We start from the raw sequence: 25,533 nt of genomic DNA, 5'->3' as shown, positions 1-25,533 counted from the left end.
ATATTTGAGAAAACGAGCCCCATAGGCTAATTTAATGGATTTGGTATCATCTCACAAATAGTTATGGAATAGAGTGAAGTCCATGACCTTTACTTCCTGTTTTTCGGTATCTAGGTTTAAGGCCCTGAAAAAGTTATTTTGAAAAGGGGTATCATTGATATACATAGAAGTAAATATGGAATCCAAATTGGTTACTTGTTTCTATGGCATTTCAAGCTTTAGAAGTATTTGCAAGGTTCTCCCATATATCGTTAAATAAACTATATGGTTTTTGTAAATTTAGCTTTGAATAATGCCTGTAATCGATAAGAAATCAATAGCTGTCTTGCCATTTGTTAATTTGAGTAATGATATTAACAATGAATATTTCTGCGATGGCTTAACCGAAGAAATAATTAACGCCTTAGCATCTATAAAGGTATTATTAGTGACCTCTCGTACTTCTTCCTTCTATTTTAAAAACAAAAAAGCAACCTCTAAAGAAATAAGGGAAAAACTAAAGGTAGCTACATTTATAGAAGGCAGTGTAAGGACATCCAAAAATAAAATGCGCATTACTGTGCAAATGATAGATGCTTTGGATGACTTTCATTTCTGGTCAGAAACTTTTGATAGAAATCCTGAAAATATTTTTGAAATTCAAGATGAAATTAGTCTGTTTATCGCTGAAAAATTACGCGAACACATAGGGCATCTCGAAATCGAAGATAAGCTAGTAGAAGCTATTGATGTACCTGTAGCTATTTATAGAGAATATTTGAAAGGAAGGTACTACATCATGAAACTAGATTATAAAAACTCTATAAAGGGTATCAATATCTTAAAAGAAGTAATACATAAATCACCCAATTTTTCAAATCCCTATTTAGATATAAATCTAGCCTATGTTAATATGGGAACTATGGGGCTTTTGCCCGCATTTGAAGCATACGAGAAGGCCCAACCTTATTTGTTAAAGGCATTAGAGCTAGACCCAAACTCATCAAGGTCACAATTGAATTTGGCTTGGATAGAATGCTGGCAAAACTGGAATCTTAAGAAAGCTTACGAACATGCCAATAAGGCTTTGGAGATGCAACAAGCAGACGATATTTACTTAACCATTTCTAATTTTTTGACCGTAGAAGGAAAATTAGATGCGGCAAGTAATTATCTTGACAAAGCCTTACAGTTAGATCCTTATGCCGCTATAAATCATCATTACAAGGGTTTTTTATACTACTTGAAGGAAGATTATAAAATTGCGATACCTTATCTAAAAAAGGCATTAGATTTAGACCCTAAGTTACCCTTTCCACCAATTTATATAGGGATTTGTTTATTGATGTCAGGCAAACCAAATGAAGCTTTGACATATTTCGGTTCACTTGAAGGAGTTTCTGTGAAAGACCTCACCAAATTAGGAGGTGAAACCATGTGCTATGCAAAACTCAATGAAACGGAAAAGTGTAATGATGGATTAAAAGAATTAGAGACGTATTTAAATACTGATCTTGTAGATAAGGCATTTACGTTTTTGATATTAGTAAATGCCTTGTTAGGTAATAACGAAAAGGTAATTGATTTAATAACTCAAGCATACAATAATCGTTTGCCCGTAATTTTATTACTTAATCCATCACCAATTCTTAAACCTGTTAAAAATCACACAAGGTTTAAAGACATCATGCTAAAAGCCATTCCAGATAATTTAAATTATAAACAGAAAAAGAAGTATAAACAGGCTTTACTAGATTCCAACGAAATCAAAAAGTACTGCAAGGAACTAGAGCAAATAATGATAGACTACAAACTGTATTTAAATCCAGACCTATCCTTAAAAGATTTAGCTTCTTACTTGGAACTTCCTGCCAATTATGTCTCGCAATTATTAAACTTGGGGTTTCAAAAAAACTTCTCGGAATATGTTAATACCTATAGAATTAACGAATTTAAAGAGCGGGTTCTTCTAGAGGAAAACAAAGGTTTAACCTTAATGGCTGTAGCGTATGATAGTGGTTTTAACTCTAAAACAGTGTTCAATACCTTTTTTAAAAAAATAGAAGGGATTACACCAAATACTTACCTTAAGAGTAATAGTTAGTTCTGATTAAAAAATAGAACCTTCCTTTTATAACCTACAATTAGTTTTACTTCATCAAATTAGTAACAGTAAGAGATTACTTGATTTATACTTAGGCAATATTTCAAAATTCGTCATAATCTATAGTGTTGCTTCATAATTTATAGTCTTGCGCTAAACTTAATAACTCTTGCTTCATAACTGTTTACTGTTGCTTCAAGGTTCATGGCATCTTTGTACCATCAAATCGGAATAGTTATTCTAAAAATTCAAAATCAATTAATTAGAATGCTGTTTGCTGATTAAAAGATTTGGTTCTGGTTTTTAAAGTAGAACTTTTTGTTTGCAAAGTCTATTTAATTTTATCAAAAATCTAATAATTATAACAAAAATGAAAATTGAAAAAAGTGGAAAGGGTCTAAAATTAGGAATAGGGATTATACTAGGTGCTATAGTTGGTTACTTGACCTCAAATATGCAATTGTGGTTTGTTTTAGGGATTGCCATAGGTTCAGCATTAGAATATGGTGCCAAAAAAAATCATAAAAAATAAAAATCACTCATTACACATTCCACTTTTTTTTAAGCATTGGCTATTAATGCTTGTAACATCAGAAACAAAAATCAAAAAATCAAAAAGCGAACAATCATGAAATCAATTAAAATGAAAACAATCAAAAAACAAATGGTATCAAGAATGGCTTGCGTAGCCTTTGCATTAGTATCAAGTATAACATACGCTCAAAACGCAAATCCAGAAACAACAACAACACAGCGAGATGGCTTTATTATTGAATTTTCAGTAGGTGGAGGTCTAATCAGTTTAGAAGATAGTGAAGGTATTCAAACGTTCGACACATCTCAAGGAACGTTTGTTTTACCAGATTTAAAGTTGGGCTATATGTTAAATGAAAAACTAGCCATTACTGCCGCAATGCCAGGAAATATTTATGAATTTCAGGATAATGACAGGCATTTCGGAGGTTTTATTCCATCGCTACAATATTGGGTAAAAGATCGTTGGTGGATTCACGGTGGAATTGGTCTAGCAATAGATTCGCCAGCACTATATGATATTAAAGATAATGTAAATGACGATTGGAATTTTGGTTGCGCTGTTATGGCAAGTACAGGTTACGAAATTTACAAAAAGAAAAACTTCGCACTTAATGTGCAGTCAAAACTAGTTTTGGGTCGTGCGTCTTTAGAAGGAGATGCACACAGAGATGCAGTAATCTTTAATATAGGGTTAGGCTTTAACTGGTTATAAGCTTTAACATAAATAGTGAGTTATCCCCTATTCACAACCCTATTAAAAAGAAACTTTTTATAATTATGAATACAAAAACATTACAAAAACTTGGTGGATTTTGCTCAATTTCACTTGGATTAATCTACATCATAGCGTTTATAGTTTATGGTGGAATATTAGCGTATCCAAAGGCAGACGCAACGGATATTGAAAGAGTAAACTTCTTGTCTGACAACTATGTAATGCTTTCAACAACAAACTTAATAAGTTATGTTTTATTTGGAATTTTACTTGCTGTATTAGTTGTTTCAATACACCAAAAAATAAAAGATAATTTGCCAAATCTTTCGATACTCGCTTCTGTTTTTGGAGTAATCTGGGTTGGCTTAGTTATAGCCAGTGGAATGATTGCAAATATTGGACTTAATTCTGTCATTAAAATTGGAATTGAGGAGCCACAAAAAGCTATATCAATCTGGACAAGTACTGGTATTGTTTCAGAAGGACTTGGTGGAGGAAATGAAATTGTTGGAGCAATTTGGGTATTACTTTTAAGTATAGCAGCTTTAAAATATTCGTTTTTCTCAAAACCATTGAACTTTTTAGGCCTACTTGTTGCGCTTGCAGGCATTCTAACCATTTTACCTTTCGTCGTATTCAAAGAAATTTTTGGGATTAGTCAGATTGTTTGGTTTGTATGGATTGGAATAGCAATGATTCGTAAACCACATAAATCGTTTGCTCACAAGGAATCAAGTTAATATGCGAACAAAAATTTTTAATTATTCCTAACTAATTGTTAGGTTTCATTCAAACAAGCTAAATGATAAATAAAAGTTTTGAAAAAGCAAAAGAGCAAAGTAAATTATTAGAAAATGATTTGTATAAGAATCCTCAAAAGTACCGCGTATTAACGGGAGATAGACCTACAGGTAATTTGCATCTTGGACACTATTTTGGCTCTATTATAAACCGATTAAAATTACAAAGCTTGGGAATTGAGACTTATATTTTAATTGCTGATTATCAAGTGTTGACAGATAGAAATGTTTTTAATGAAATTTCAAAATTCACCTATGAACTAACTTTGGACTATTTAGCCTGTGGATTAGACCCTGAAAATTATAAAACTCATATTTTTCCACATAGTCATATTCCTGAATTAAATCAACTAACTATTCCATTTCTGACATTAGTTTCCAGTTCAGAATTAAACAAAAATCCAACTGTTAAAGAAGAAATTACTGCTTCAGGACTGAGTAATATTAATGCAGGAATGTATATCTATCCAGTTCATCAAGCTGCTGACATTTTGTTTTGTAAAAGTAATGTGGTTCCTGTTGGAAAAGATCAATTACCTCATATAGAATTAACTCGGAAAATTGCAAAGCGCTTTAATACCAAATTCAATAAAAATATTTTTACAGAACCAGTTGCATTTTTTACTGATACCCCTACTATTCTTGGGTTAGACGGTATTCAAAAAATGAGTAAAAGTCGCAACAATTCAATTATGATAAAGTCAACAGCTGACGAAACAGCAAAACTAATAAAATCTGCCAAAACTGATTCAAGTCGTTACATATCTTACGACCCCGAAAACAGACCAGAGGTTTCCAACTTACTTAAGTTAGCTTCCTTATGTTCAGATAAAAGTCCAACAGATATTGCTGATAAAATTGGCGACCAAGGTTCAGGAAAACTTAAACAGCTAACAGAAGAAGCCATAAACACATATTTTGAGCCTATTAGAAAAAAAAGAATAGAGCTTGAAAAAAATAAAGATTATGTCAGGGATATTTTGCTTAAAGGTATAAGTAAAGCGAGAGAAACAGCTATTGGAACGTTGAGTGAAGTCACTGAGGCAATGAATATGAAAATATAATAGCACTACATCCAGCAAAGAACTGAAATCGGACTTGATTCAATCTTTTTATTTTGAAAGAATAGATTTGATTTTGAATGAAATCTCGAAGAACAAATAAGGCGAACGGAAGCATTTCAAAAAAAACAAAATAACTAAAACCATTATTTAATTCTACTTTTTCAAGAAGGTAAACTTCATACAAATATCAATCAATCAATAATCATCATTAATCAAAAAACATCATCATGAAAAAAACTTTAATTACCTTGACTTTGTGCGGACTAACATTAATCGCCAAAGCTCAAAACACAAGTGTAGAAAAATCAACATTCGGATTACAAACTGGAGTTCTAGGAATCTGGGCATATAATGAAGCAAAACTATCAAATACCCTAGCACTGAGAACAGAGATTGGTTTTGATTTTGGTATTTGGGAATCTACGTATTATGATGATTATGATTCTCCATTTCTACTAACACCTGTAATAGTTGTGGAGCCAAGATTTTATTATAACCTCGAAAAACGTTCAAAAAACTCAAAAAGAATTGATGGGAATAGTGGCAACTTTATTGCTTTAAAAATGGGTTATCATCCAGATTGGTTTGTCTTATTCAATACTGACGATGCTCCTGTGGTAAGTGATTTTTCTATTATACCCACTTGGGGAATTAGAAGAAATTTAGGTAAACACTTTAATTATGAAGCAGGTCTTGGTGCAGGATTTAGTTACACATTTGCTAAACGTGCTGGTTATTTAAACAACAAAAGTGAAATGGAATTAAATATGCACTTGCGTATAGGATATAGGTTTTAGCAAAAACAATAATAATTTGAATATCAAAATGGAAAAGACCTTCATAACACTACTTATCGCTGGAATACTTTCTTTGCAATCTTGTGATGCAAAAAAACAAAAAACTAAAGATAATAATATACCAACCATTAAAAACCCATATCTGGGACAAAAACCACCAGGATTAAGACCTTTACCATTTGCTCCAGGTCTTGTGTCTACGGATTTGTATGAAGTCAATAGTGCATTCACCCCAGATATGAAAGCGTTTTATTTTATTAGAAGAGGAGAAGAAAATAAAAAATCAGCTTTTTACGAATACAAATACAACGAAATTAATGGGGAATGGAAAAAATCAGAAATAGCATCTCCATGGATAGGAAGACCCGTAATAGCTCCAGACGGACAAACCATGCATTTAGGTGACAACTATCTAAAAAGAACAGAAGCTGGATGGTCAGAATTACAAAAACTAGAACCTCCTACTGTAAGTAATGATTCTATGTATATTATGCGCCTCTCATCATCTTCAAATGGGACGTACTATTTTGACACTTATAAAGAAAACGATTCAACATTTCCAATTCGTTATTCGCGTTTAATTAATGGTAAATATGAAGAGCCATAAGCCTTACCCAAAGCAATAAATACAGGAACCTTTTTGAGCCATCCTTTTATAGCACCAGATGAATCGTATTTATTATTTGATGCTAAAAGGGACGATGGTTTTGGAGAATCTGATATTTATATCAGTTTTAAACATAAAGATGGTACTTGGGGTAATGCAATTAATTTAGGCGACAAAATAAACACTAACGCTTGGGAAGCTTCTGCTAGTATAACACCAGACGGTAAATACCTTTTCTTTAGCAGAAATGTAGGGTCAGAAGATTTTGAAAATGTAGATATTTTTTGGGTAGACGCAAAAATCATCTTTGCTCTTAAAAAGGAATAATGAAAAGTAAAGGTTTGTTCCAATTTCAAAATACGAACTTTTGTACCCCACATTTTAACCAACTTTGCTGTTAACAAAAACAATTATGAAAGCAATAGAATGTCTAAAATATGGGGGGGTAGAAAACCTGGTGCTAAGTAATGTAAAAAAACCAATACCAAAAGATAGTGAAGTACTTATAAAAACCTGTGCTACTTCAGTAACTACAAGTGATGTTCTTATTCGGAGAATGAATGAACCTTTGATCCCCAGATTTATACTTCAACTTATATTTGGTTTTGGACGTCCAAGAAACCCTGTATTGGGGATGGTAACAGCTGGAATTGTACAGAGCAAAGGTAAAGATGTAACATTGTTCGAAATTGGGGATGAGGTTTTTGCGTATGGTTCAATCTCGCCTACCAAACTTCGTTTTGGTTCTTATGCAGAATATATTTGTTTACCAGAAGATTGGAATCTAGCCCTAAAACCTGTAAATCTTAGTTTTGAGGAAGCTGCAGCGATACCTTATGGTGGCTTGCTTGCTACTCATTTATTAAAAAAGACGAGCATAAACAAGGGCGACAATGTTTTAATTTATGGAGCGTCAGGAAGTATAGGCACAATGGTCATTCAATTGGCGAAGCATTTGGGTGCTCATGTCACTAGTGTTTGTAGTGGTAGAAACTTCGAATTAGTAACTTCTTTAGGAAGTGATAAGGTGATTGACTACACGATAGAAAATGCTGAAAAACAATTGGAAAGGTATAAATATGTGATTGATGCCGTAGGCAACTCAAAATCATCGATACTAAAAGAAAAGAGCAAAAAAGTATTGGCTTTGAATGGCAAATACATATCCATAGATCATGGCACTCCATTAACACCAAAAGAAGCTTTTTTTAATTTAAAAAGGTTAGCAGAACAAGAGAAACTAAGACCTGTTATTGATAGAGTATATTCTTTAGAAAAAATGGCCGAAGCTCATAAATATGTGGAGATGGGTCATAAAAGAGGAAATGTGGTCATCACTATTTAGCTCGCTATGGATTTTCCCAATTTATAAATCATCAACTCGTGCTGAGCCCAGTCGAAGCATCAAAAAACGAACAGTGTATTTTTGTCAAATCAAAAGAAGGAAAAGAAAAAATATAACCACAACTACCACTTATTTCTGACTGATATAATCTGATGTTTAAATTTAACCAAATGAAAATAGTAAAACGACTTTTAAAAATTGTATTCGCTCTCATTGGCCTGCTTGTGCTAATAGGAATCATTACACTTTGGGTTGATTCATCAGGAACAAATTACCTTGAGATTAATAAGAATGAAACTGCATCTAATAATTCTTACCTGATAAAAAAAGTCAATGTCATCCCAATGAATCAGGACACTGTTTTAGTTGATAAAATGGTGTATATAAAAAAAGGAGTTATTGAAAAGATTGCAGACACTATTGAGGTCAAAGGGATTGAAATTATTAATGCAAAGAACAAATACCTAACACCAGGACTTATAGATATGCATGTGCATGTGTGGGATAGATATGAACTCGGACTCTACCTATCCAACGGTGTAACAGCAGTTAGAAATCTTTGGGGTATGCCAATGCATTTAAGAATTAAAGAAGATGTAATGGAAGAAAATATTTTTTCACCATCGTTTTTTACAACAGGACCAAAACTAACAGGCTCTGAGTTCATTGGTGATGACAATTTAAATCTAAGTAATCCGAGTGAAGCTAAAGACAAGGTTGTAGAATATAAAGACAGAGGTTACGATTTCATCAAAACGTATTATGGATTGGATAAGGAAGTTTTTGATGCAGTGATTGAACAAGCCAAGATTTCTGAAATGGACATTGTTGCTCACCCTTCTCAAAAAGTTCCATTTTCATATCATTTAAATCCACAAATCAAATCCATTGAACATGCTGAAGAAATTGTACAGCAACCTTTGCAGTTTGATTTAGATACCCTTAAGCTTCAGGCTGTTATTGATTCTATTTCCGCGTCTAAACATACAAGTTATAGTCCTACACTTACGGTGTTTCATAATATTTATCAAATGATGATGGATGATGACATTTTAGATTCAGAATCATTAGGGTATATGAATCCACTCATTAAAATGGATGATAGCAAAAGACAGTTTGAACGTTGGTTTAATGCCAAGCAGGAAGATCCTACGACCGTTGAGCGGATAAAAAAACAGCATGATTTTCACATGAACATCGTTAATAAACTGCATGAAGCTGGAGTACCTATAATTTGTGGCACTGATGGTGGTATTGGAGTTACGCTTCCAGGGTTTTCAATTCATACAGAACTGGCCTTTTACAAAGAAGCTGGCCTTTCTAATTATGAAGTGTTGAAAACAGCTACTGTCAATGCTTCTCGAACGCATTCAATGATGAATCAACTTGGAACTATTGAAGAGGGCAAGATTGCTAATTTGTTATTAGTGGATGAAAACCCGCTTTTTAAGTTGTCTTCGCTTAAAAAACCCACCTATGTTTTTGTAAAGGGACGAAAATTGAACAGAGAGACGTTGGATTCTTTTAATGAAAAAGCAAAAAATCGAAAGAATCTAGTGGCTACTGCACTAAGGTATTTGGAAAACTTAGTCATTGAAAAATAAACTACTGGTAAAAATGTATATAAATCATGAAAACTAAATTAAGATGTAATAGAAAGGCTTATTTGCATCATAATTTATACAACTGCGTCATAATTTTCAATCTATCATCAAACTTTATACATAAGGCTTCATAAGGGTTTGGAAACGCATTGCTTCTTGATAGATCTTTGTTGAAGCAAAAAAAGTGTGCCATTAACAATAAAAATTAAAGTGTAATACATACCAATCATCGCTCGTCATAATATTTTAAACACATCAATCATAATCATCAATCAAAAAACGAACAGTACATGTTTTTCAAATCAAAAGAAGGAAAAGAAAAAATCTTATCCCTTTACAATCAAAAGTTGAATGAGCTGAATATTGAATATTCAGAAAAATTTATAGAAACAAAGTTTGGAGTCACTAATGTTATCATTACTGGCGACACTAAAAACCCTCCATTAGTACTGATTCACGGCACAGGAGGTTGTGCACCACAAATTTTAGATTCTTTCCCCAATCTAGCTTCAAAATATTGTGTCTATGCAGTAGATGTGTTAGCACAACCCAATAAAAGTGCAGAGAATCGATTAGACATGAAATCTTTAGATTATGGAAAATGGTTTATAGAAGTAGTTATAAAACTAAGATTGAAAGATGTGACCCTAGTAGGTTTTTCTTTTGGTGGTTTCATTAGCTTAAAAGCACTGGAGTTTAACGAGACACCAATTAGACGGGTTTTCTTAATCGCTCCAGTCTATATGGTAAATGGCAATCCTCTTGTAGGTTTGTTTAAAATGTTCCTACCATTAAAAAAGTTTATAAAAACTAACAATCAAAAGCACATTAAAAAGGTAATGAACGTACTTTTTTCTGAATACGATGATTTTGCATTAGAGTTTATGTCTTCTACGTTTCAACACTGCAATATGGATTTTTCTCCTTTACCAATACTATCTAAAAATGATGCAAATAGAATAAAAACACCGATTTCCATTTTTGCCTGTGAAAAGGATATCATGTTTCCCGGAAAAAAAATGATTAAAAGAGCAAAACGAATATTTTCTTTTATAGAAGAAGTTGTTTTGATTGAAGATGCTAAACACGTACCAAATTCAAAGGATTTTAAAAAAATAGAAGATTTAATTATTGATAAAAACAGGCACTGAAATGATACAAGAAATTAAATCTTTAAAATTTCCCAAATCCAATATAATTTCAATAAATGGAATTGAGTTAGAAGTATTTGAAGCGGGTAAAGAAAATATTGGCAATCCAATTGTACTCTGTCATGGCTTTCCCGAACATGCCTTTTCTTGGCGTTATCAAATACCAGCGCTTGCTAAAGCTGGTTATCATGTCATTGTTCCAAATCAAAGAGGATATGGAAATTCATCGCGCCCTAAAGAAGTAACGGCATATGATATAACCCATTTAACAGATGATTTAGTGGCCTTACTTGATTATTACAACTACAGAGATGCTGTTTTTGTGGGGCATGATTGGGGCGCAAATGTAGTTTGGAACCTTGCACTCTTGCATCCAGAGCGTGTCAATAAAATACTAAATCTTGCATTACCTTATCAAGAACGAGGTGAAAAACCATGGATTCAGTTTATGGAAGAGATTTTTGGTGAAGATTTCTATTTTGTTCATTTTAATAAAAAACCAGGAGTAGCAGATGCTGTGTTAGAGAATCATGCAGAAAACTTTCTTCGTAATTTATTTCGTAAGAATTTGCCTCTTGCACCACCAGAACCAGGAATGTTAATGATGAATCTTGCAAAAGCGGAAAAGCCTTTTGGTGAGCCTATTATGAACGACGTTGATTTGTCTGTATTTGTAAGTGCCTTTAGAAATTCTGGGTTTAATGGCGCTATTAATTGGTATAGAAACCTTGACCGAAACTGGCACTTATTAGCAGATATAGACCCAATCATCAAACAGCCTACACTTATGATCTATGGTAATCTAGATATGATTCCAAAATTTGAAAGGCTACAGCATTTTGTTCCGAATCTGGATGTGATTTGTCTAGAGTGTGGCCATCACATTCAACAAGAGTTACCACATGAAACAAATGAATCGATTTTAAAATGGTTGGCAAAATTTAATGGTTAAAAAAGAAATGGAAACAAGAATGGTATTTTATAGAGAAGGAGCAGAATTTGTTTGAGACTATAGACAAGCCTTAATTTTTGAATCCATTTAATTAACCATACTAAAAATACTTATGAAACATTTTCTTTTATTCATCGGATTCCTAATGTTAAACGCTTCAGTTTTTGCACAAACGGAAGTATCTAAAATAGAAAACACGCTTTTAAATTATATAAATGGTACTTCTTACAATAAATCTGCACTTATTGAAAAAGCATTTTATACCAATGCAAACCTGTATTTAGAAAAAAGTAACAAAACACTTTGGACCGTTCCTGTCAAAGAATATGCAAGTTGATATAAAAATAAAAAAGAAGGAGAATTTACGGGAAGAATAGGTAACATTTTATCGATTGACAACTTTGAAGGTGTTGCTACTGCAAAAGCAGAAATTATTATCCCTAAGAGTGGTTTAAGATACATTGATTTGTTTCTTTTAAAAAAAATTGAAAACGAGTGGAAAATTATTAGCAAAACTGCTAGCAGTGAAAAAAGTAACCAAAATGGTGATAAAATATTATTTATAGTATCAAATGCCTCATTCCATGGAACATCTAAACTTCCAACGGGTAATGGCTTCTCTGAAATTGTTAATGCTTATGATACGTTTAAAAAGGAAGGGTTTACTGTGGACTTCGTTAGTCCGAATGGAGGTAGTATTCCACTAGCTTATATTAATACATCTGACTCACTCCAAAAAAATCTGCTTTACAGTGAAGACTTTATGTATGCTTTAAAACACACCAAAAAACCTAAAGAAATTATTGCAAAAGATTATAAAGCGATTCATTATATCGGAGGTGGAAGTGCAATGTATGATGTGCCTAAGAATAAAGAAATTCAAAAAATAACAATGACCATTTTTGAAGAATATAATGGTATTGTCTCTTCAGTATGTCATGGAACGGCTGGTATTGTTGATTTAAAAACAAAAGATGGGAAGTACTTGGTAAATAATAAAATAATTAGTGGATACCCAGAAGCTTATGAAAAAGAGGGTGCTGAATATTTTAAGCAATTCCCTTTTTTAATTCAAAAGACCATAGAAGAAAGAGGTGGAATATTTAAATATTCTCCTAGAAACTCCGTACATGTAGAGGTACAAGGAAATGTAATTACAGGTCAAAATTATTTATCATCTAAAGATGTAGTATTAAAAATAATCGAAAATTTAAATAATCGAGAAGTCAGTCAATAACATGAAAAAATCAAACCAAATTTTACTTGCATATTTCTGCATAATAGTATTTATGGGTAGTACAGTTTCATGCTCAAATGATGATAATATTGCGTCTTTGAATCATGCTTATGTAAGCATACCTGATTCAAGTTTTGAAGCGATCCTTATAAAAACAGGTGTAGATTCTGATGGTATTATAAATCAGCAAATGCTAAGCAGTGATGCTGAAGGAATAACTACCCTTGACTTAAGCAATCTAGAATATGAGGCATATCCCTGCTTACTGTCGGTTTCGAGTCTTTAAAAGCTGCAACTGCAAAACCTTTGAAAAGTTTAAGAGATGAATAGTATCCTGATATTAAATGAAAGATTATGAATAATAAATTTGCATAAAATACGACGTACGATAGGTTATAAAAGCGATAATGGTTTGGTTGATTAAATAAATGGTTTCTAATTCTATTTGACAGCTTGCTAATTAAAAAATTAGCATATCTTTCGCTACTGCTATTATACTAACCGTTAAAGTCTTAATTTTTTAATGTTCCTGTAAAACGAAAGTTTTTCATGGCTTGTTTTTATATAAATGAAAATTAATCCAAATCTATTACTCAGAGAATTGTTTTAATTTTATATTTATAAAATCAGAAAGTAAGTCATCTTACTTTAAGTACATTTAAATTATCGTCAACAAATCGGTCAACAGTTACGTTTATAAAATTATAACTTATTGATATTTAATTGATTACAGGCTAAGGTTTGAATCCTGCCACCCCGACTAAAAAAGCCACTGATTTTTCAGTGGCTTTTTTTATATCCTAATTTTAAGGTTTTAGACTTGTAATTTAAATTTCAAAAAGGCTTATTCTTTAAAAAGCTCTTGAATAACTTCTCCTGTAGTGGCATTTGGGAATTTCAAGCCCAACATAAGTGTTAAGGTGGGTGTGATGTCGGTAATACTTTTACGTTTAGTACTCGACCCTTTTGGAATATTACTGCCATACCAAAGCATAGGCACATGGGTGTCATAGGTGTAGCCGCTACCGTGTCCGGTTCCGTATTCCCTAAAAGAACTCCAAGCTGCGTTAAACAATATTACCACGTCTCCTGAACGCTGTATGTGGTATCCTCTCTGTACCATTCCTTTTTCATCGGTAGTATATTCAAATCTTTCTAAATCCGGTCTTAGCATAACTTCAAAAACACCAGGTATTTTCATCAACTCATTTTTACATGTATTCAATACTGCATTAAAATCTAGCTTCTTCGAATCTATAAGTTCTCTATTTAAGAACAATTGGTCACCGGATATAGCCTCAATCATTCCATCAAGATTATATAGGAATTTGAGTTTGTTTTGAACTTGAGCCATAACCGCTTCAGGATGATACGTTCCAGTAGGTATTTTCTGTTCTTCAAGATATAAGCTCACATCTGAAGCTGCATGATCTGCTGTTAAAAATAGTGTGTAATTACCTTTGCCAACTTTGCTATCTAGTTTTTCTAATAAAAGCGCTAAGTCTTGGTCTAAACGTAAATAGGTGTCTTGTACTTCAATGGAGTAGGGGCCAAAAGCATGGCCAATCTTATCGGTACTTGAAAAGCTAACGGCTAAAAAATCTGTTTCATCATTTTGTCCTAGGTTTTCATGTTCAATGGCTTCAATAGCTAGTTCGGCAACAATTGTATTTCCGTAAGGAGTTTCTGGGAGTATCTCGTAACGTTCCTTGTTCGATAAGGATTTATACGCGTAAGGAAATTTAGAATCCTTTTTATGTGCAAATACGGTTTCATACACCTGTTGGTCTTTTGTGCTTTCTTTGTATTGTTCAATAGGTAAAAGCGTATTCCAATCTGTTTTCAGGTGTTTATTTACCTTATTATCTTTATTGAATTTTTGCATCCAATCGGGTAGGGCGTCCATGTAATAAGTACTGCTTACAAAATGGCCATTACTATCGTCATACCAATAGGCAGCATCTGCCATATGGCCTGCAGGCAAGATTGCGCCTCTATCTTTAAGGGATATACCAATGACTTTTGAACGACCCTGACTTGAAAGTTGCAACTCGTCAGTAATTGTGGTGGCCAACATTTTATGCGGGGATCGTTCCCCGTTATCTGAAGTACTTCCTATTGTTTTTACGTTACCATCAAAAACACAGTTTTCATCTTTTTTTATATCCTTGTGGTACCAGCTATTACTAATGATTCCATGAAATTTAGGAGTTGTTCCGGTATATACCGAAGCATGACCAGGTGCAGTTTTGGTAGGGATATAATTATAATGAGCGTTCTTGAAAACATAACCATCATTCATAATTCTTTTAAAACCTTTGTCGCCAAACTTGTCTTGAAATCTGGAGAGGTATTCTGCCCTCATTTGATCCACAATAATACCAACTACAAGTTTTGGCTTTTCCGCTTTTCCATCTTGCATGTACCCATTAAAGGATATTGCCAGTATTGCTAGAAGTAAAATTGGGTTTAATTGAAGTTTCATTTAGCTAATGTTTCGAGTTATGTATTTAGATAAACTATTCAGGCATAATGTCTCGCCAGTCGTAAATATGAAATGTTTTATCTGTAGACATGCCAACGAACATACCTTTTGGAAACTCTTCATTTATAGCGACGGAAGTAACATCAGACCCATCACTTTCTAGGGTTAAAAGTTCTACGGATTTTAGTAATACGTGATTGTTAGGAGCGTCTTTAGCGCCTTCTCTAGGGTAGATGTTAAACGTATTTCGTTGTTGGTCTGAAATTAGAATATATCCAGTTCCATCGTCATTTTTATAAATGCTGATACCTTCTATATCACGGCCAAAATCTTTAGTACCGAACAAAGCTAATTCTTCGTCTCCCTTTTTAGGGTCGGCATAATATTTTCTAACCCCATAAGCTTCATCAGAATAATAAATATATCCCAATTCATTATCAACGGCAATGGCTTCAATTTCTTTAACACCACTATAGTTTCCGAAATCTCTAACTTTGGTAATCATGGCTGTACCTTTTGGTGAACTATGTATTTTGTATTGAGATAAATACCCGGTTGCAGGACCTGTTTTTGGACCAACAATAGCATAAATTTCGTTGGTCTTTTGGTCGGTGTAGAGCGCTATCCCCATTGGGTCACTAATTTCCCTATCCGTGAATACAGGAAGTCCACCTCCATCAATAGGTTTCATGTCTGGTAGTGAAAATATTCTCAATTGATTATTACTTCTCTCGGTGGTAACGGCAATGTCTACAAGTTTTCCGTTTAACTTAAAGTCATATGCGATATCAACGTTGTTGGGGCGTTGTAAGTCGAGCACACATTTTTCTTTTATAATTTTCCCCTGTAAGTCAAAGGCATATAATCCGCCACCATCTTCTTTATCCGTGCCAATAATGAAACTGTTGGATGGGTCTTTTTTGTCAATCCAAATTGCAGGGTCATCGGTATCGAATACTACTTTTTCCGTAATGTATTTTGGATGGATGGCATTCTTTGTGTGCTGAGGTAAACCATCAGGAGCAATTAAAAGGTCTTCACCTGCAATATCTTCCCAGCTATAGAAATGGAACGTTTTATCATCAGACATGGCCACAAAAAGTCCTTTTGGAAAAAGTGTTCCCAATGAAGCATTAGTCACCTCAGAACCATCACTTTCATTGGTCATCAGGTCAATCACTTTTACCACTTGATGGTCATGTGGGTTGTCATTAGTTCCTTCACGAGAAAAAAGATGAAATTTATTTGCTTGTTGGTCAGATACAATGATATACCCCGTACCTAAATCGGTCTGATAAATGCTTAAGCCTTCATGGTCTTCGGTAAAATTTTGGTTGGCAAAAAGGGCTAGTTCCTCATTTCCTTTATCGGCATCCGCATAATATTTTCTTACTCCAATACCTTCGTCAGAATAATAAACATAGCCTAATTCATCATCAACAACAATAGCCTCTATTTCATTTTTACCACTATATTTTCCGAATTCTCGAATCTTTTTACCGGTAATATTTCCTTGTCCATCACCTTCCAATTTATATTGCCAAATGTAACCATCGGCAGGTCCGGATTTTCGTCCAACAAAAGCAAACACTTGGTCATCAGCATCTTTGTAAAGTCCCACACCCATAGGAGCTCTTAATTCTTCACCTTCAAAAACAGGTATTCCGCCATTGTCAATAGGTGTCATTTCTGGCACTCTAAAGATTCGTATTTTATTGGTTAACCTTTCTGTGGTGACGGCAATGGAGAATTCTTCTTCACCCATTTCAAACTCTTCAATATCCACATTATTAGGGCGTTTAAGGCCTTTTACGGTTTTGCTTTCAATTATTTTTCCGTTTAAATCATATACATATAGACCGCCATCTTCATTTTTATCTGTTCCTATAATCAAACTTTCTTCAGGGTTGTCCTCATTGATCCATATGGCCGGATCATCTGTATCATGTGGTGTTTGTTCTGTAATAATTTTAGGGCGTAGCGCATTTTCACTATGTTGAACAGCTTGCTTACAACTTTGAAAAAGGATAATGGTAATTATAAAAAGGGGTCTAAGATTCATCATATGGTTTTTGCAGTTGCTTTAAATTTTCTTTCTTAAAATTTTTCCTTCCTGATCAAAAAGGATATCATAGGTTTTACCGTCTTTTTCCAAATCAACTTCATAGAGTATTTTACCCGCTCTGGTCGCTACCAATTCTATATCCAGAATTTCATATTCTCCCATCTTGGTTCGTAGCGTTTGTAAAACTTTGTGGGGTAGTTCATCTACTGCTATTTCTGTTTCTGTCTCTAACCATTGACCTTGTTCATCAAAGTAGGAGCTTGTATGTTTGGCCGATAAAAAATAGTCGACCTGGTAAATATTATTTTCTACAGTCCAAAGTACATCCTCTGCTTCAGGAACCTTATCCATAAATGATTTTTGCACATGTTTGGGTATGGTTACCTGTTTGCATGTAATAACAAGAATGCATACGATGATGATAAAAATTGATTTTTTCATTTTCTTGGTCGTAAAACTATATGTTAATTCTGTAGAGAATCTGTTTTAGAATAAAAGTCGGAATTTATGGGTGTCGTTCCCGTATTCATAGGATAACTTAATGTTATGAAGACGACAAATTTTTGTAATGATGGAAAGGCCAAGACCTAAAGAATTACTTTCCGATTTCTTAAAACGTTGAAACAGTTCAGGGTTTATAGGGCCATTTTTGGCGGCATTGTAAAAACCTATTTCTCCGGTTTTAGTACTAATTTTTATATGACCGCCGTCATTATTGTGGTTTATGGCATTTTTAATAAAGTTGGAAAATAGGATTACCACCAGTTCTGGATTGATATCGTGTAAGATTTCATGCTTAACCTCTTGGTTTAGAGTCAAATTTTTTAATGAAATCATTTCTTGAAAATGCGCTATTTGGGATATCAAGATTTGAGTTAGGTTTACATTTTTTTCTACTTGATATGCCCCGGATTCAATTTTGGTCAATAGCGTTAGACCCTTGTTTACTTTGGATAGGCGAAGACAGTTATTATATATTGCCATAATAGATTTGGTCTGATCATTATTAAGATCGTTCTGCTGCAATAGTTTTTCGCATCTTCTACGAATAATGGCCAAAGGTGTTTGTATTTCGTGCGCTACATTTTCAGTAAATTCCTTTAGGTTTATATAATCATACTTAATTTTGGAGGTCATTGCCAAAATAATGTCGTTAAGTTGATTAAACTCTTGCGTGCTGGTTTTATTGAGCAAGATAGGACTGGTACTTCCCAGTTCATAATTGTTTAATGTACGTAAGGTTTCCTTGAATGGAAGCCAAACTTTTCGTGAAATCAACAGATTACTTACGATTAAAAAGGCCAACAGGCCCAAGAAAACAGAAAATAAAGAAAGTAATACTTGCTTGACCAGGGTGTTGGGTTGTATTAGTGACCTAAAAATGGAGATGTCATAATAATTGTTGCCAATTCTTCTGGTAACCCGCAACATTCTGTATTTGTGAAAATTGTCATCAATGATATCATATCTAGTGGTATCCTTAAAACTGGGCTTGTCCAAAAAAGCCTTTGAATTTGTTTTTTCAATGACCTGTTCATAGTTGTTGAGAGATTCCAACGGAATGTCATTTACTATTTGAGTTGTTACTATTTCTTCACTATTTATGAGGAGATTGTTGATTTCTTGATCAAGAATATTATTAAAATCATAAACGATAATAAATCCTGCAGCTATGAAAAATAGAAGTGAGGCAATTACATAATAAAGGGTGGTCTTGATTAATAGTTTCACTCCTTTTGAAATTTATAGCCTATTCCATAGACGGTCTTTAAATAATCCTTATCACCAGATTTAATGATTTTTTTTCTGAGATTTTTTATGTGGGTGTAAATAAAATCAAAAGAATCAAAACTATCCGTATTGTCGCCCCAAAGGTGTTCTACAATAGATTCTTTGGTGATGACCCTGTTTTCATTACTGATAAAAAAGATGAGTAGCTGATATTCTTTTTGGGTAAGGTCTATCAATTTTTGGTTTATATGTACTTCTTGAGAATCCGTATTAATGCTTATGGTATCAAAAACTACCATGTTGCTACCTTTAAAATGTTTTCGCCTAATAATGGATTTTATACGTGCATTGAGTTCATTGTAGTCAAAGGGTTTGGCCAAATAATCGTCTGCACCAAGATTTAATCCGCTCACTTTATCCTCAATGGCATCATATGCGCTTAAAATTAAAACACCGGCATTATTATCTACTGTTCTTAACGATTTTAAAACCTCCAGACCTGATCCGTCCGGTAAGCCTATATCCAATATAATGGCATCATAATTATACATATATATTTTTTCTTGGGCTTCGGCAACCGTTGTAGCACTTTCGCATAGAAAATGGTCTTTCTTGAAAAAATCCATTAAATCTTCCAATAGTTCGCTCTCGTCCTCTATGATCAGCAGTTTCATAACTCACATTTTAAGGCCATATATATTATTTGTAGCCTAAGGATATTCCAAGATACTTAAAGTGATTAAACTAGTTGTTGAAAAAAAAATATTAAGACCTTATGTCCATGGTATGATGTCTTTTTATAAAATAGCTTGTTATAACCCTGTATTCGTAATTTAAAGGCTTATAGAATCGTCAAGAATTCTATTTTAATCAAAAATTAAAGCGTAACCCTAATCTGCCCCAACTACCATAACGCTGACGTTCACGGGGCGTGGCAATGGTATTGTATAGTTCAATTTGGTTTTCATCATTAATATTTACCAACTCTATATATGCTGTCATTCTTTTTTTGGCAAAAGACTGGCTCATGGTAAAATCAATTTGCATACGGTCATCTATCCTTACTAAATCGCTACCATCAAATTCACTAGTAAAAGCACCATTATAGTTGAAGGAAAGTCGCGCATCAAATCCTTTATTATTATAGCCCAATGCAGCATTACCAACATGTTTAGCTTGACCAGGTAAATCTATTTCGGTAATCTCGTCATCCTCGGAGAAATTTTCGACTTCAGCTTTAGAATTGGTGTACGAGTAATTTGCATAAATAACAAACCCACTTAAAAAGCCAGGTAAGAAACTCAATTTCTGTTGATAGGCCAGTTCAAAACCAATTAGATTGGCCGTATTACCGTTAACCGATTGCGTTACTTCTACATTTGGTATTCCCCTATACTCCCTATCCGTAGTCTGTTGGTAAATAAAGTTATCCAACTTTTTATAAAACACACCGGCACTTACCAGACCTACGGTACCAAAATAGTGCTCCGCAAAAATATCAAGATTTACTGCTTCTACAGGTACCAAATCCGGATTAAATATTTCTGCTTCCAAATCTGCGGAATTAAATACGGCGCCTTGGGCTAAGGCTTGAAAATTTGGTCTTGAATAACTCTGTGTTGCAGATGCCCTTAATATGGTATTTTCGTTAACATTATACTTGAGGTGAAGCATGGGTAATAAAAAATTATAGTCATTTTCTCCATTTACAGCAATAGCCTCACCGGCTTCCTCATCAAATATGCCGGAATCATAGGTAAAACGTGTAGCTTCATATCGTAGCCCACCAAGAACCATTAGCTTTTTAAAATTGATTTTACCCATGGCATAGGCGGCATAAACATTTTCGGAAGCAATATATTCTTGGGATACGGTTTCTTCAATGGCTTTTTCCGTATCAGATTCAAAATCACCTAAATTGGCATTTACAAAGGTATCTACTGCATTTAACGATATAAAGTTGCCCAAAGGGGTGTTGAAGCTACTGTCCATAAATCCTATGGCATTGAAATTATCTGAAAAGCTATTACTGTCCAGCGTAAGGTCTTGGTCTCCGTCATATTCAAGTAGTTCAAAGTTCCTTACGGTATATTGTTTTTCCTTAAGCCTAATTTTACCTCCAAATTTAAATTCTCCTGTATTTTCAGAAATGGTAAAGGGCATAATGATGTTAGATTTTAAGGTTATATTCTCATCTTCTGCAAGTGTGCTTTCCTTTTCATATTCCTTAAACTCGAGCAGGCTTAAATTGGTCAGGGGGTCGGCTTCGGCACCAATGCCGTTTAAGCTCACCAATTTAGGATTTAATCTGTCCGTTACGTTGAACACAAAAGGGGAGCCTTCGTTTTCAAACACCACTTGGTCGTTACGGGGGGTATCTTGCCAAGCTTTGGAATAGGAAACTTCATAGTCAAAAATTAAACCCGGGGTAACCGTGCTGCCACCTAAATTAAGGCTAAGAACACCTTGGTTTTCTGGTCTGTCCTTTAATTCTTTGGTGTATGCATATTCTATTTCACCATCTTCCTCCTCTGCCTGGAACGTAGCCCTTCTACGCACTTCATATTCCCTTAACTCACTGAATAGGCCTCTTAGGTATAAATTGGTATTTTGTCCTTTAAAGTCAAATGTGGAGCTTGCCCCGTATCTGTTACGGTCTATAGTATAATCTGCAATTTCCAGTAGTTCTATATCATTGGAGCCTACGTCTCCCCAGCCATCAAATTCATAGCGATCATTTTCTTTCTTACTACCCGCATAACTACCGCTTAGAATAAAACCGAATTTACCATCCTCAGAGCGCTTACTAATATTGACACTGCCTTGTCCTACAGTTTTATCGGATGCGTTATTATATTCCATTGCGGCAGAACCGTTTATGGAAAGTTCTCTTTTGGTGGCGGTTGGTGTATTGAGGTTGACGGAACCACCAATGGCGTCGCCATCCATATCCGGTGTAATGGATTTGCTCACTTCCAATGAGGACAATTGGTTAGAGGGTATGGCGTCCAATGCAACAAATCTAGATTCACCCTCAGGGGAAGGAATCTGTTCACCATTGATGCTAATGTTCGTAAATTGTGGAGCCAGTCCGCGAACCAGTACAAAACGACCGTCACCCTCATCGCGTTGTAAATTTACGCCAGAGACCCGTTGTAAGGATTCTGCGGAATTTTGATCGGGAAATTTACCCATTTGATCCGCAGAGACAATACTCTTTAGATTATCCGCTGCCTTTTGCTGGTTCAGCGCCCTTTGTTGACCTTCAAGAGAACCGGTTACGACAACATCATCTAATTGTGTGGCTTGGGGAACCAATTCCACATTAATAATTTTTACTTCACCTGCATTTACCTGTACATTGATTTTTTTTGTTTCATTGCCCAAGTAACTTATCTCTATTTCAAAAGTTCCTTCTGATACGAAAAGGGTATATTGACCATCAAAGTTTGCCGTAGTTCCATTGGTTGTACCGGAGATTATTACATTGGCTCCCGGTAACGGACTTTTTAGTTCAGCATCTCTAATAGTACCTTTAACGATAGCTTTTTCTTGGGCACTGGCACAAAGGATGGTAAACAGGCTCAATAGCGTAAACAAGACCGTATTGTATGGCCTAATGACCAATTGATGTTTTTTCATTTTGATTGGTTCTTGGTTTATTATTTAGGATATACCTCAAACCTAAAGGGGAAATCTGTAGGAAATCTGTAGAAATTCGGTATTTAAAATTAAGATTATTCATTTTTTAAGGTGAAAATTTTTCAAATTCACTTTTTGGAAAAGATTTTTAAAATTATATCCTTTTTATTTAAGCGAATATATTAGTTGGTTTCTGCAATTTCAGTTATTGTACAATGAAGAAAAACTGGACTTTTTATTTAAAAAGTTTTAAGTTATTTACATCAATAGTAAAAACAATTATTGATCTTAATAGAAATTTTAAAACATTTTACCTTCATAATCATTAAAATTTTTATATAACTTTATACCGTAAACTTTAGGGGTGTTCTATTGATTTAGGACTGAGAAAAACCCTTTGAACCTGATTTGGTTAGCACCAACGAAGGGAAAAGTTGAAAAACGCATTGCAATATGTGTTTACGCATCTTTTTATGATAGTGGTGGATCTCTGCGCCACAAAATGTCAATTCAAAAGCTTCTCAACATCCTTATTGGTTACAGCATATTTAAAATATACTGTATATGATAACGATTTGGGTCAACGAGGAACGGTTAGAACTTGAGGAAGGCACTTCTATTCTTCATTTACTTCAGCATTTAGACTCTCCAAAGACCGGTATTGCTGTAGCAATACAGAACGCCATTGTACCTAAAAATTTATGGGAATCCACAATATTGTCCAATGACGACAATATACTGATAATTCAGGCCACGCAAGGAGGATGACCTATCCTGAACTAAAAAACACATTTCAAATGAAAAATAAAGACACCGCACCAAAAGAAGGTAAAATTACCAGACAACCCTTTCCTAACTCAAAAAAGATTTATGTAAAGGGTCGTATACATCCACAGATAAAAGTGGCTATGCGAGAAATAGCGCTTAGTGATACCAAGCATTCTGTTACGGGAAAGGTTACGACCAATGAACCTGTAACCGTTTATGATACTTCTGGGCCATATACAGACCCCAATAAGGTCATCAATGTCCATGAAGGTATAGAGCGTATTAAGGAATCATGGATTCTAGATCGTGGAGATGTAGAGCGCTTGCCCGGTTTTACCTCTAAATATTGTAATGAGCGCTTAAATGATAGCAGTTTGGATCATATGCGTTTTTCATTATTAAAAAAACCGCTACGTGCCAAAAAAGGTAAGAACGTAACGCAACTGCATTATGCCAAAAAAGGCATCATTACTCCAGAAATGGAATATATTGCTATTCGTGAAAATCAGCGTATAGATGAAATGACCCAAATTAGAAAACAACATCCAGGGGAGCATTTTGGAGCTTCTATTCCAGCTAAGATCACACCGGAGTTTGTAAGGGAAGAAGTAGCCAGGGGTCGTGCGGTAATACCGTCCAACATTAATCATCCAGAGGCGGAACCTATGATTTTGGGTAGAAATTTTTTGGTCAAGATCAATGCCAATATTGGAAATTCCGCCACAACATCATCAATAGAGGAAGAAGTGGAAAAAGCGGTCTGGGCCTGCCGTTGGGGGGCAGATAATATTATGGACCTCTCCACGGGGCAAAATATCCACGAAACCCGGGAGTGGATTATAAGAAACTCACCGGTGCCCGTTGGCACGGTGCCCATTTACCAAGCATTGGAAAAAGTAAATGGTGTTGCAGAAGATTTAACATGGGAAATTTTTAGGGATACCCTAATAGAGCAGGCAGAGCAGGGCGTGGATTATTTCACCATACATGCCGGGGTATTGTTACGCTATGTGCCCATGACCGCAAATCGTGTAACGGGCATTGTCTCCCGTGGCGGGTCGATCATGGCTAAATGGTGTTTGGCACATCATAAAGAGAGTTTTTTATACACACATTTTGAAGATATTTGCGAGATATTAAAGCAGTATGACGTAGCTTTTTCATTAGGTGACGGTCTACGGCCCGGTTCTATTGCAGATGCAAATGATGAAGCACAATTTGCCGAATTGGAGACCTTGGGAGAGCTCACACAGATTGCCCGTAAACATGAGGTACAGTGTTTTATAGAAGGACCTGGGCATGTACCCATGCACATGATCAAAGAGAATATGGAAAAGCAGATAGAAGTCTGTGATGAAGCACCATTTTATACCTTAGGACCATTGACAACAGATATTGCACCAGGTTACGATCATATTACATCGGGTATAGGTGCCGCCATGATCGGTTGGTACGGCTGCGCCATGTTGTGCTATGTAACCCCAAAAGAACATTTAGGATTGCCAAATAAGGAAGATGTTCGCGTTGGCGTGGTGACCTATAAACTTGCGGCTCATGCGGCAGATTTGGCTAAAGGGCATCCTGGGGCGCAGCATCGTGACAATGCCTTGAGTATGGCTCGTTTTGAATTTCGTTGGCGCGATCAGTTCAATTTAGGTTTAGATCCGGAACGCGCATTGGAATATCATGATGAGACCTTGCCGGCAGACGGTGCCAAAATTGCCCATTTCTGCTCTATGTGCGGACCAAAATTCTGCTCCATGAAGATTTCCCAGGAAGTGAGGGATTTTGCCGCGGAAAATGATATTGTGGACAATGAAATCATGCAAAAGGGCATGAAGGAAAAATCAGAAGAATTCAAGCAAAACGGATCAGAAGTGTATTTGTAAAATGTGTAGGTAGTTCCCGCACTTGTAAAAGTGCGGTCGGGCTTTCAGCTGTATCTTTTTT

Annotated in this window: 23 protein-coding genes and 1 riboswitch; of the genes, 17 read left to right on the top strand and 6 right to left on the bottom strand. The window is 34.8% G+C overall.

From position 1 onward, the window contains the following. Positions 1-292 precede the first annotated feature (292 nt). From JM81_RS05275 to JM81_RS05215, 15 genes are all read left to right on the top strand, one after another. The gene (locus tag JM81_RS05275; protein WP_144801139.1) at positions 293-2,083 is read left to right on the top strand and encodes a helix-turn-helix domain-containing protein; all 1,791 of its coding nucleotides are present in this window, start codon (positions 293-295) and stop codon (positions 2,081-2,083) included. Positions 2,084-2,453: 370 nt separating this feature from the next. Then, on the top strand, positions 2,454-2,615 hold the full coding sequence (locus tag JM81_RS05270) for a hypothetical protein (protein WP_164674148.1): 162 nt from the start codon (positions 2,454-2,456) through the stop codon (positions 2,613-2,615). Positions 2,616-2,711: 96 nt separating this feature from the next. Next, the gene (locus JM81_RS05265) at positions 2,712-3,332 is read left to right on the top strand and encodes a hypothetical protein (RefSeq protein WP_261374969.1); all 621 of its coding nucleotides are present in this window, start codon (positions 2,712-2,714) and stop codon (positions 3,330-3,332) included. A gap of 65 nt (positions 3,333-3,397) precedes the next feature. Then, positions 3,398-4,075 (top strand): hypothetical protein, encoded by a 678-nt coding sequence (locus JM81_RS05260; RefSeq protein ID WP_144801137.1) that lies wholly within the window; start codon positions 3,398-3,400, stop codon positions 4,073-4,075. Positions 4,076-4,137: 62 nt separating this feature from the next. Beyond that, positions 4,138-5,199, top strand: coding sequence for a tryptophan--tRNA ligase (gene trpS, locus JM81_RS05255; protein WP_054557935.1), 1,062 nt, complete (start codon positions 4,138-4,140; stop codon positions 5,197-5,199). 227 nt (positions 5,200-5,426) lie between these two features. Further along, positions 5,427-5,996, top strand: coding sequence for a hypothetical protein (locus JM81_RS05250; RefSeq protein ID WP_054557934.1), 570 nt, complete (start codon positions 5,427-5,429; stop codon positions 5,994-5,996). Positions 5,997-6,024: 28 nt separating this feature from the next. Continuing rightward, the gene (locus tag JM81_RS18515; RefSeq protein WP_222430290.1) at positions 6,025-6,603 is read left to right on the top strand and encodes a hypothetical protein; all 579 of its coding nucleotides are present in this window, start codon (positions 6,025-6,027) and stop codon (positions 6,601-6,603) included. Positions 6,604-6,636: 33 nt separating this feature from the next. Further along, positions 6,637-6,930: a hypothetical protein gene (locus tag JM81_RS18510; protein ID WP_222430289.1), complete on the top strand. Its 294-nt coding sequence runs from the start codon at positions 6,637-6,639 to the stop codon at positions 6,928-6,930. Between the two features lie 85 nt (positions 6,931-7,015). Then, on the top strand, positions 7,016-7,948 hold the full coding sequence (locus JM81_RS05240; RefSeq protein ID WP_144801135.1) for an NAD(P)-dependent alcohol dehydrogenase: 933 nt from the start codon (positions 7,016-7,018) through the stop codon (positions 7,946-7,948). A gap of 170 nt (positions 7,949-8,118) precedes the next feature. Next, positions 8,119-9,552, top strand: a complete 1,434-nt coding sequence (locus JM81_RS05235) for an amidohydrolase family protein (RefSeq protein WP_144801134.1) — start codon at positions 8,119-8,121, stop codon at positions 9,550-9,552. A 290-nt stretch (positions 9,553-9,842) separates the two neighbouring features. After that, on the top strand, positions 9,843-10,703 hold the full coding sequence (locus JM81_RS05230) for an alpha/beta fold hydrolase (RefSeq protein ID WP_144801132.1): 861 nt from the start codon (positions 9,843-9,845) through the stop codon (positions 10,701-10,703). A gap of 1 nt (position 10,704) precedes the next feature. Next, on the top strand, positions 10,705-11,655 hold the full coding sequence (locus tag JM81_RS05225; RefSeq protein WP_144801129.1) for an alpha/beta fold hydrolase: 951 nt from the start codon (positions 10,705-10,707) through the stop codon (positions 11,653-11,655). A gap of 112 nt (positions 11,656-11,767) precedes the next feature. Continuing rightward, positions 11,768-11,992, top strand: coding sequence for a hypothetical protein (locus tag JM81_RS18590; protein ID WP_241240861.1), 225 nt, complete (start codon positions 11,768-11,770; stop codon positions 11,990-11,992). 129 nt (positions 11,993-12,121) lie between these two features. Next, the gene (locus JM81_RS05220; RefSeq protein WP_409994643.1) at positions 12,122-12,892 is read left to right on the top strand and encodes a type 1 glutamine amidotransferase domain-containing protein; all 771 of its coding nucleotides are present in this window, start codon (positions 12,122-12,124) and stop codon (positions 12,890-12,892) included. A gap of 1 nt (position 12,893) precedes the next feature. Then, positions 12,894-13,178 carry a hypothetical protein gene (locus JM81_RS05215; RefSeq protein WP_144801127.1) on the top strand — a complete coding sequence of 95 codons (285 nt, stop codon included), beginning with the start codon at positions 12,894-12,896 and terminating at the stop codon, positions 13,176-13,178. A gap of 558 nt (positions 13,179-13,736) precedes the next feature. Here JM81_RS05215 and pafA read toward each other — a convergent pair. The 6 genes from pafA to JM81_RS05185 all read right to left on the bottom strand — a co-directional run bounded on the left by pafA (position 13,737) and on the right by JM81_RS05185 (position 22,815). Next, entirely contained in the window at positions 13,737-15,377 is a 1,641-nt protein-coding gene (gene pafA / locus JM81_RS05210) for an alkaline phosphatase PafA (protein ID WP_222430288.1), read from the bottom strand. Positions 15,378-15,411: 34 nt separating this feature from the next. Next, positions 15,412-17,442, bottom strand: a complete 2,031-nt coding sequence (locus JM81_RS18660) for a phytase (RefSeq protein WP_315897744.1) — start codon at positions 17,440-17,442, stop codon at positions 15,412-15,414. A gap of 18 nt (positions 17,443-17,460) precedes the next feature. Next, positions 17,461-17,883, bottom strand: a complete 423-nt coding sequence (locus JM81_RS05200; protein ID WP_089259854.1) for a PepSY-like domain-containing protein — start codon at positions 17,881-17,883, stop codon at positions 17,461-17,463. 45 nt (positions 17,884-17,928) lie between these two features. Continuing rightward, on the bottom strand, positions 17,929-19,173 hold the full coding sequence (locus JM81_RS05195; protein ID WP_144801126.1) for a sensor histidine kinase: 1,245 nt from the start codon (positions 19,171-19,173) through the stop codon (positions 17,929-17,931). Further along, the gene (locus JM81_RS05190; protein ID WP_089259856.1) at positions 19,170-19,847 is read right to left on the bottom strand and encodes a response regulator transcription factor; all 678 of its coding nucleotides are present in this window, start codon (positions 19,845-19,847) and stop codon (positions 19,170-19,172) included. The genes JM81_RS05195 and JM81_RS05190 overlap by 4 nt, the downstream gene beginning before the upstream one ends. A gap of 196 nt (positions 19,848-20,043) precedes the next feature. Beyond that, entirely contained in the window at positions 20,044-22,815 is a 2,772-nt protein-coding gene (locus JM81_RS05185) for a TonB-dependent receptor (protein ID WP_144801124.1), read from the bottom strand. A gap of 350 nt (positions 22,816-23,165) precedes the next feature. Continuing rightward, a riboswitch (TPP riboswitch) is annotated at positions 23,166-23,262 on the top strand. A 117-nt stretch (positions 23,263-23,379) separates the two neighbouring features. On the opposite strand from JM81_RS05185, the gene thiS reads away from it, so the two are divergent. Continuing rightward, on the top strand, positions 23,380-23,583 hold the full coding sequence (gene thiS, locus JM81_RS05180) for a sulfur carrier protein ThiS (protein ID WP_144801122.1): 204 nt from the start codon (positions 23,380-23,382) through the stop codon (positions 23,581-23,583). Between the two features lie 29 nt (positions 23,584-23,612). Next, the gene (thiC, locus tag JM81_RS05175; RefSeq protein WP_144801120.1) at positions 23,613-25,472 is read left to right on the top strand and encodes a phosphomethylpyrimidine synthase ThiC; all 1,860 of its coding nucleotides are present in this window, start codon (positions 23,613-23,615) and stop codon (positions 25,470-25,472) included. Positions 25,473-25,533: the final 61 nt, after the last annotated feature.

It is taken from the genome of Maribacter sp. MAR_2009_72, from assembly GCF_007827235.1.
Classification (GTDB): Bacteria; Bacteroidota; Bacteroidia; order Flavobacteriales; family Flavobacteriaceae; genus Maribacter; species Maribacter sedimenticola.
Note: the sequence above shows the minus strand (reverse complement) of the source record. Positions and strands in the feature narration are given on the sequence as shown.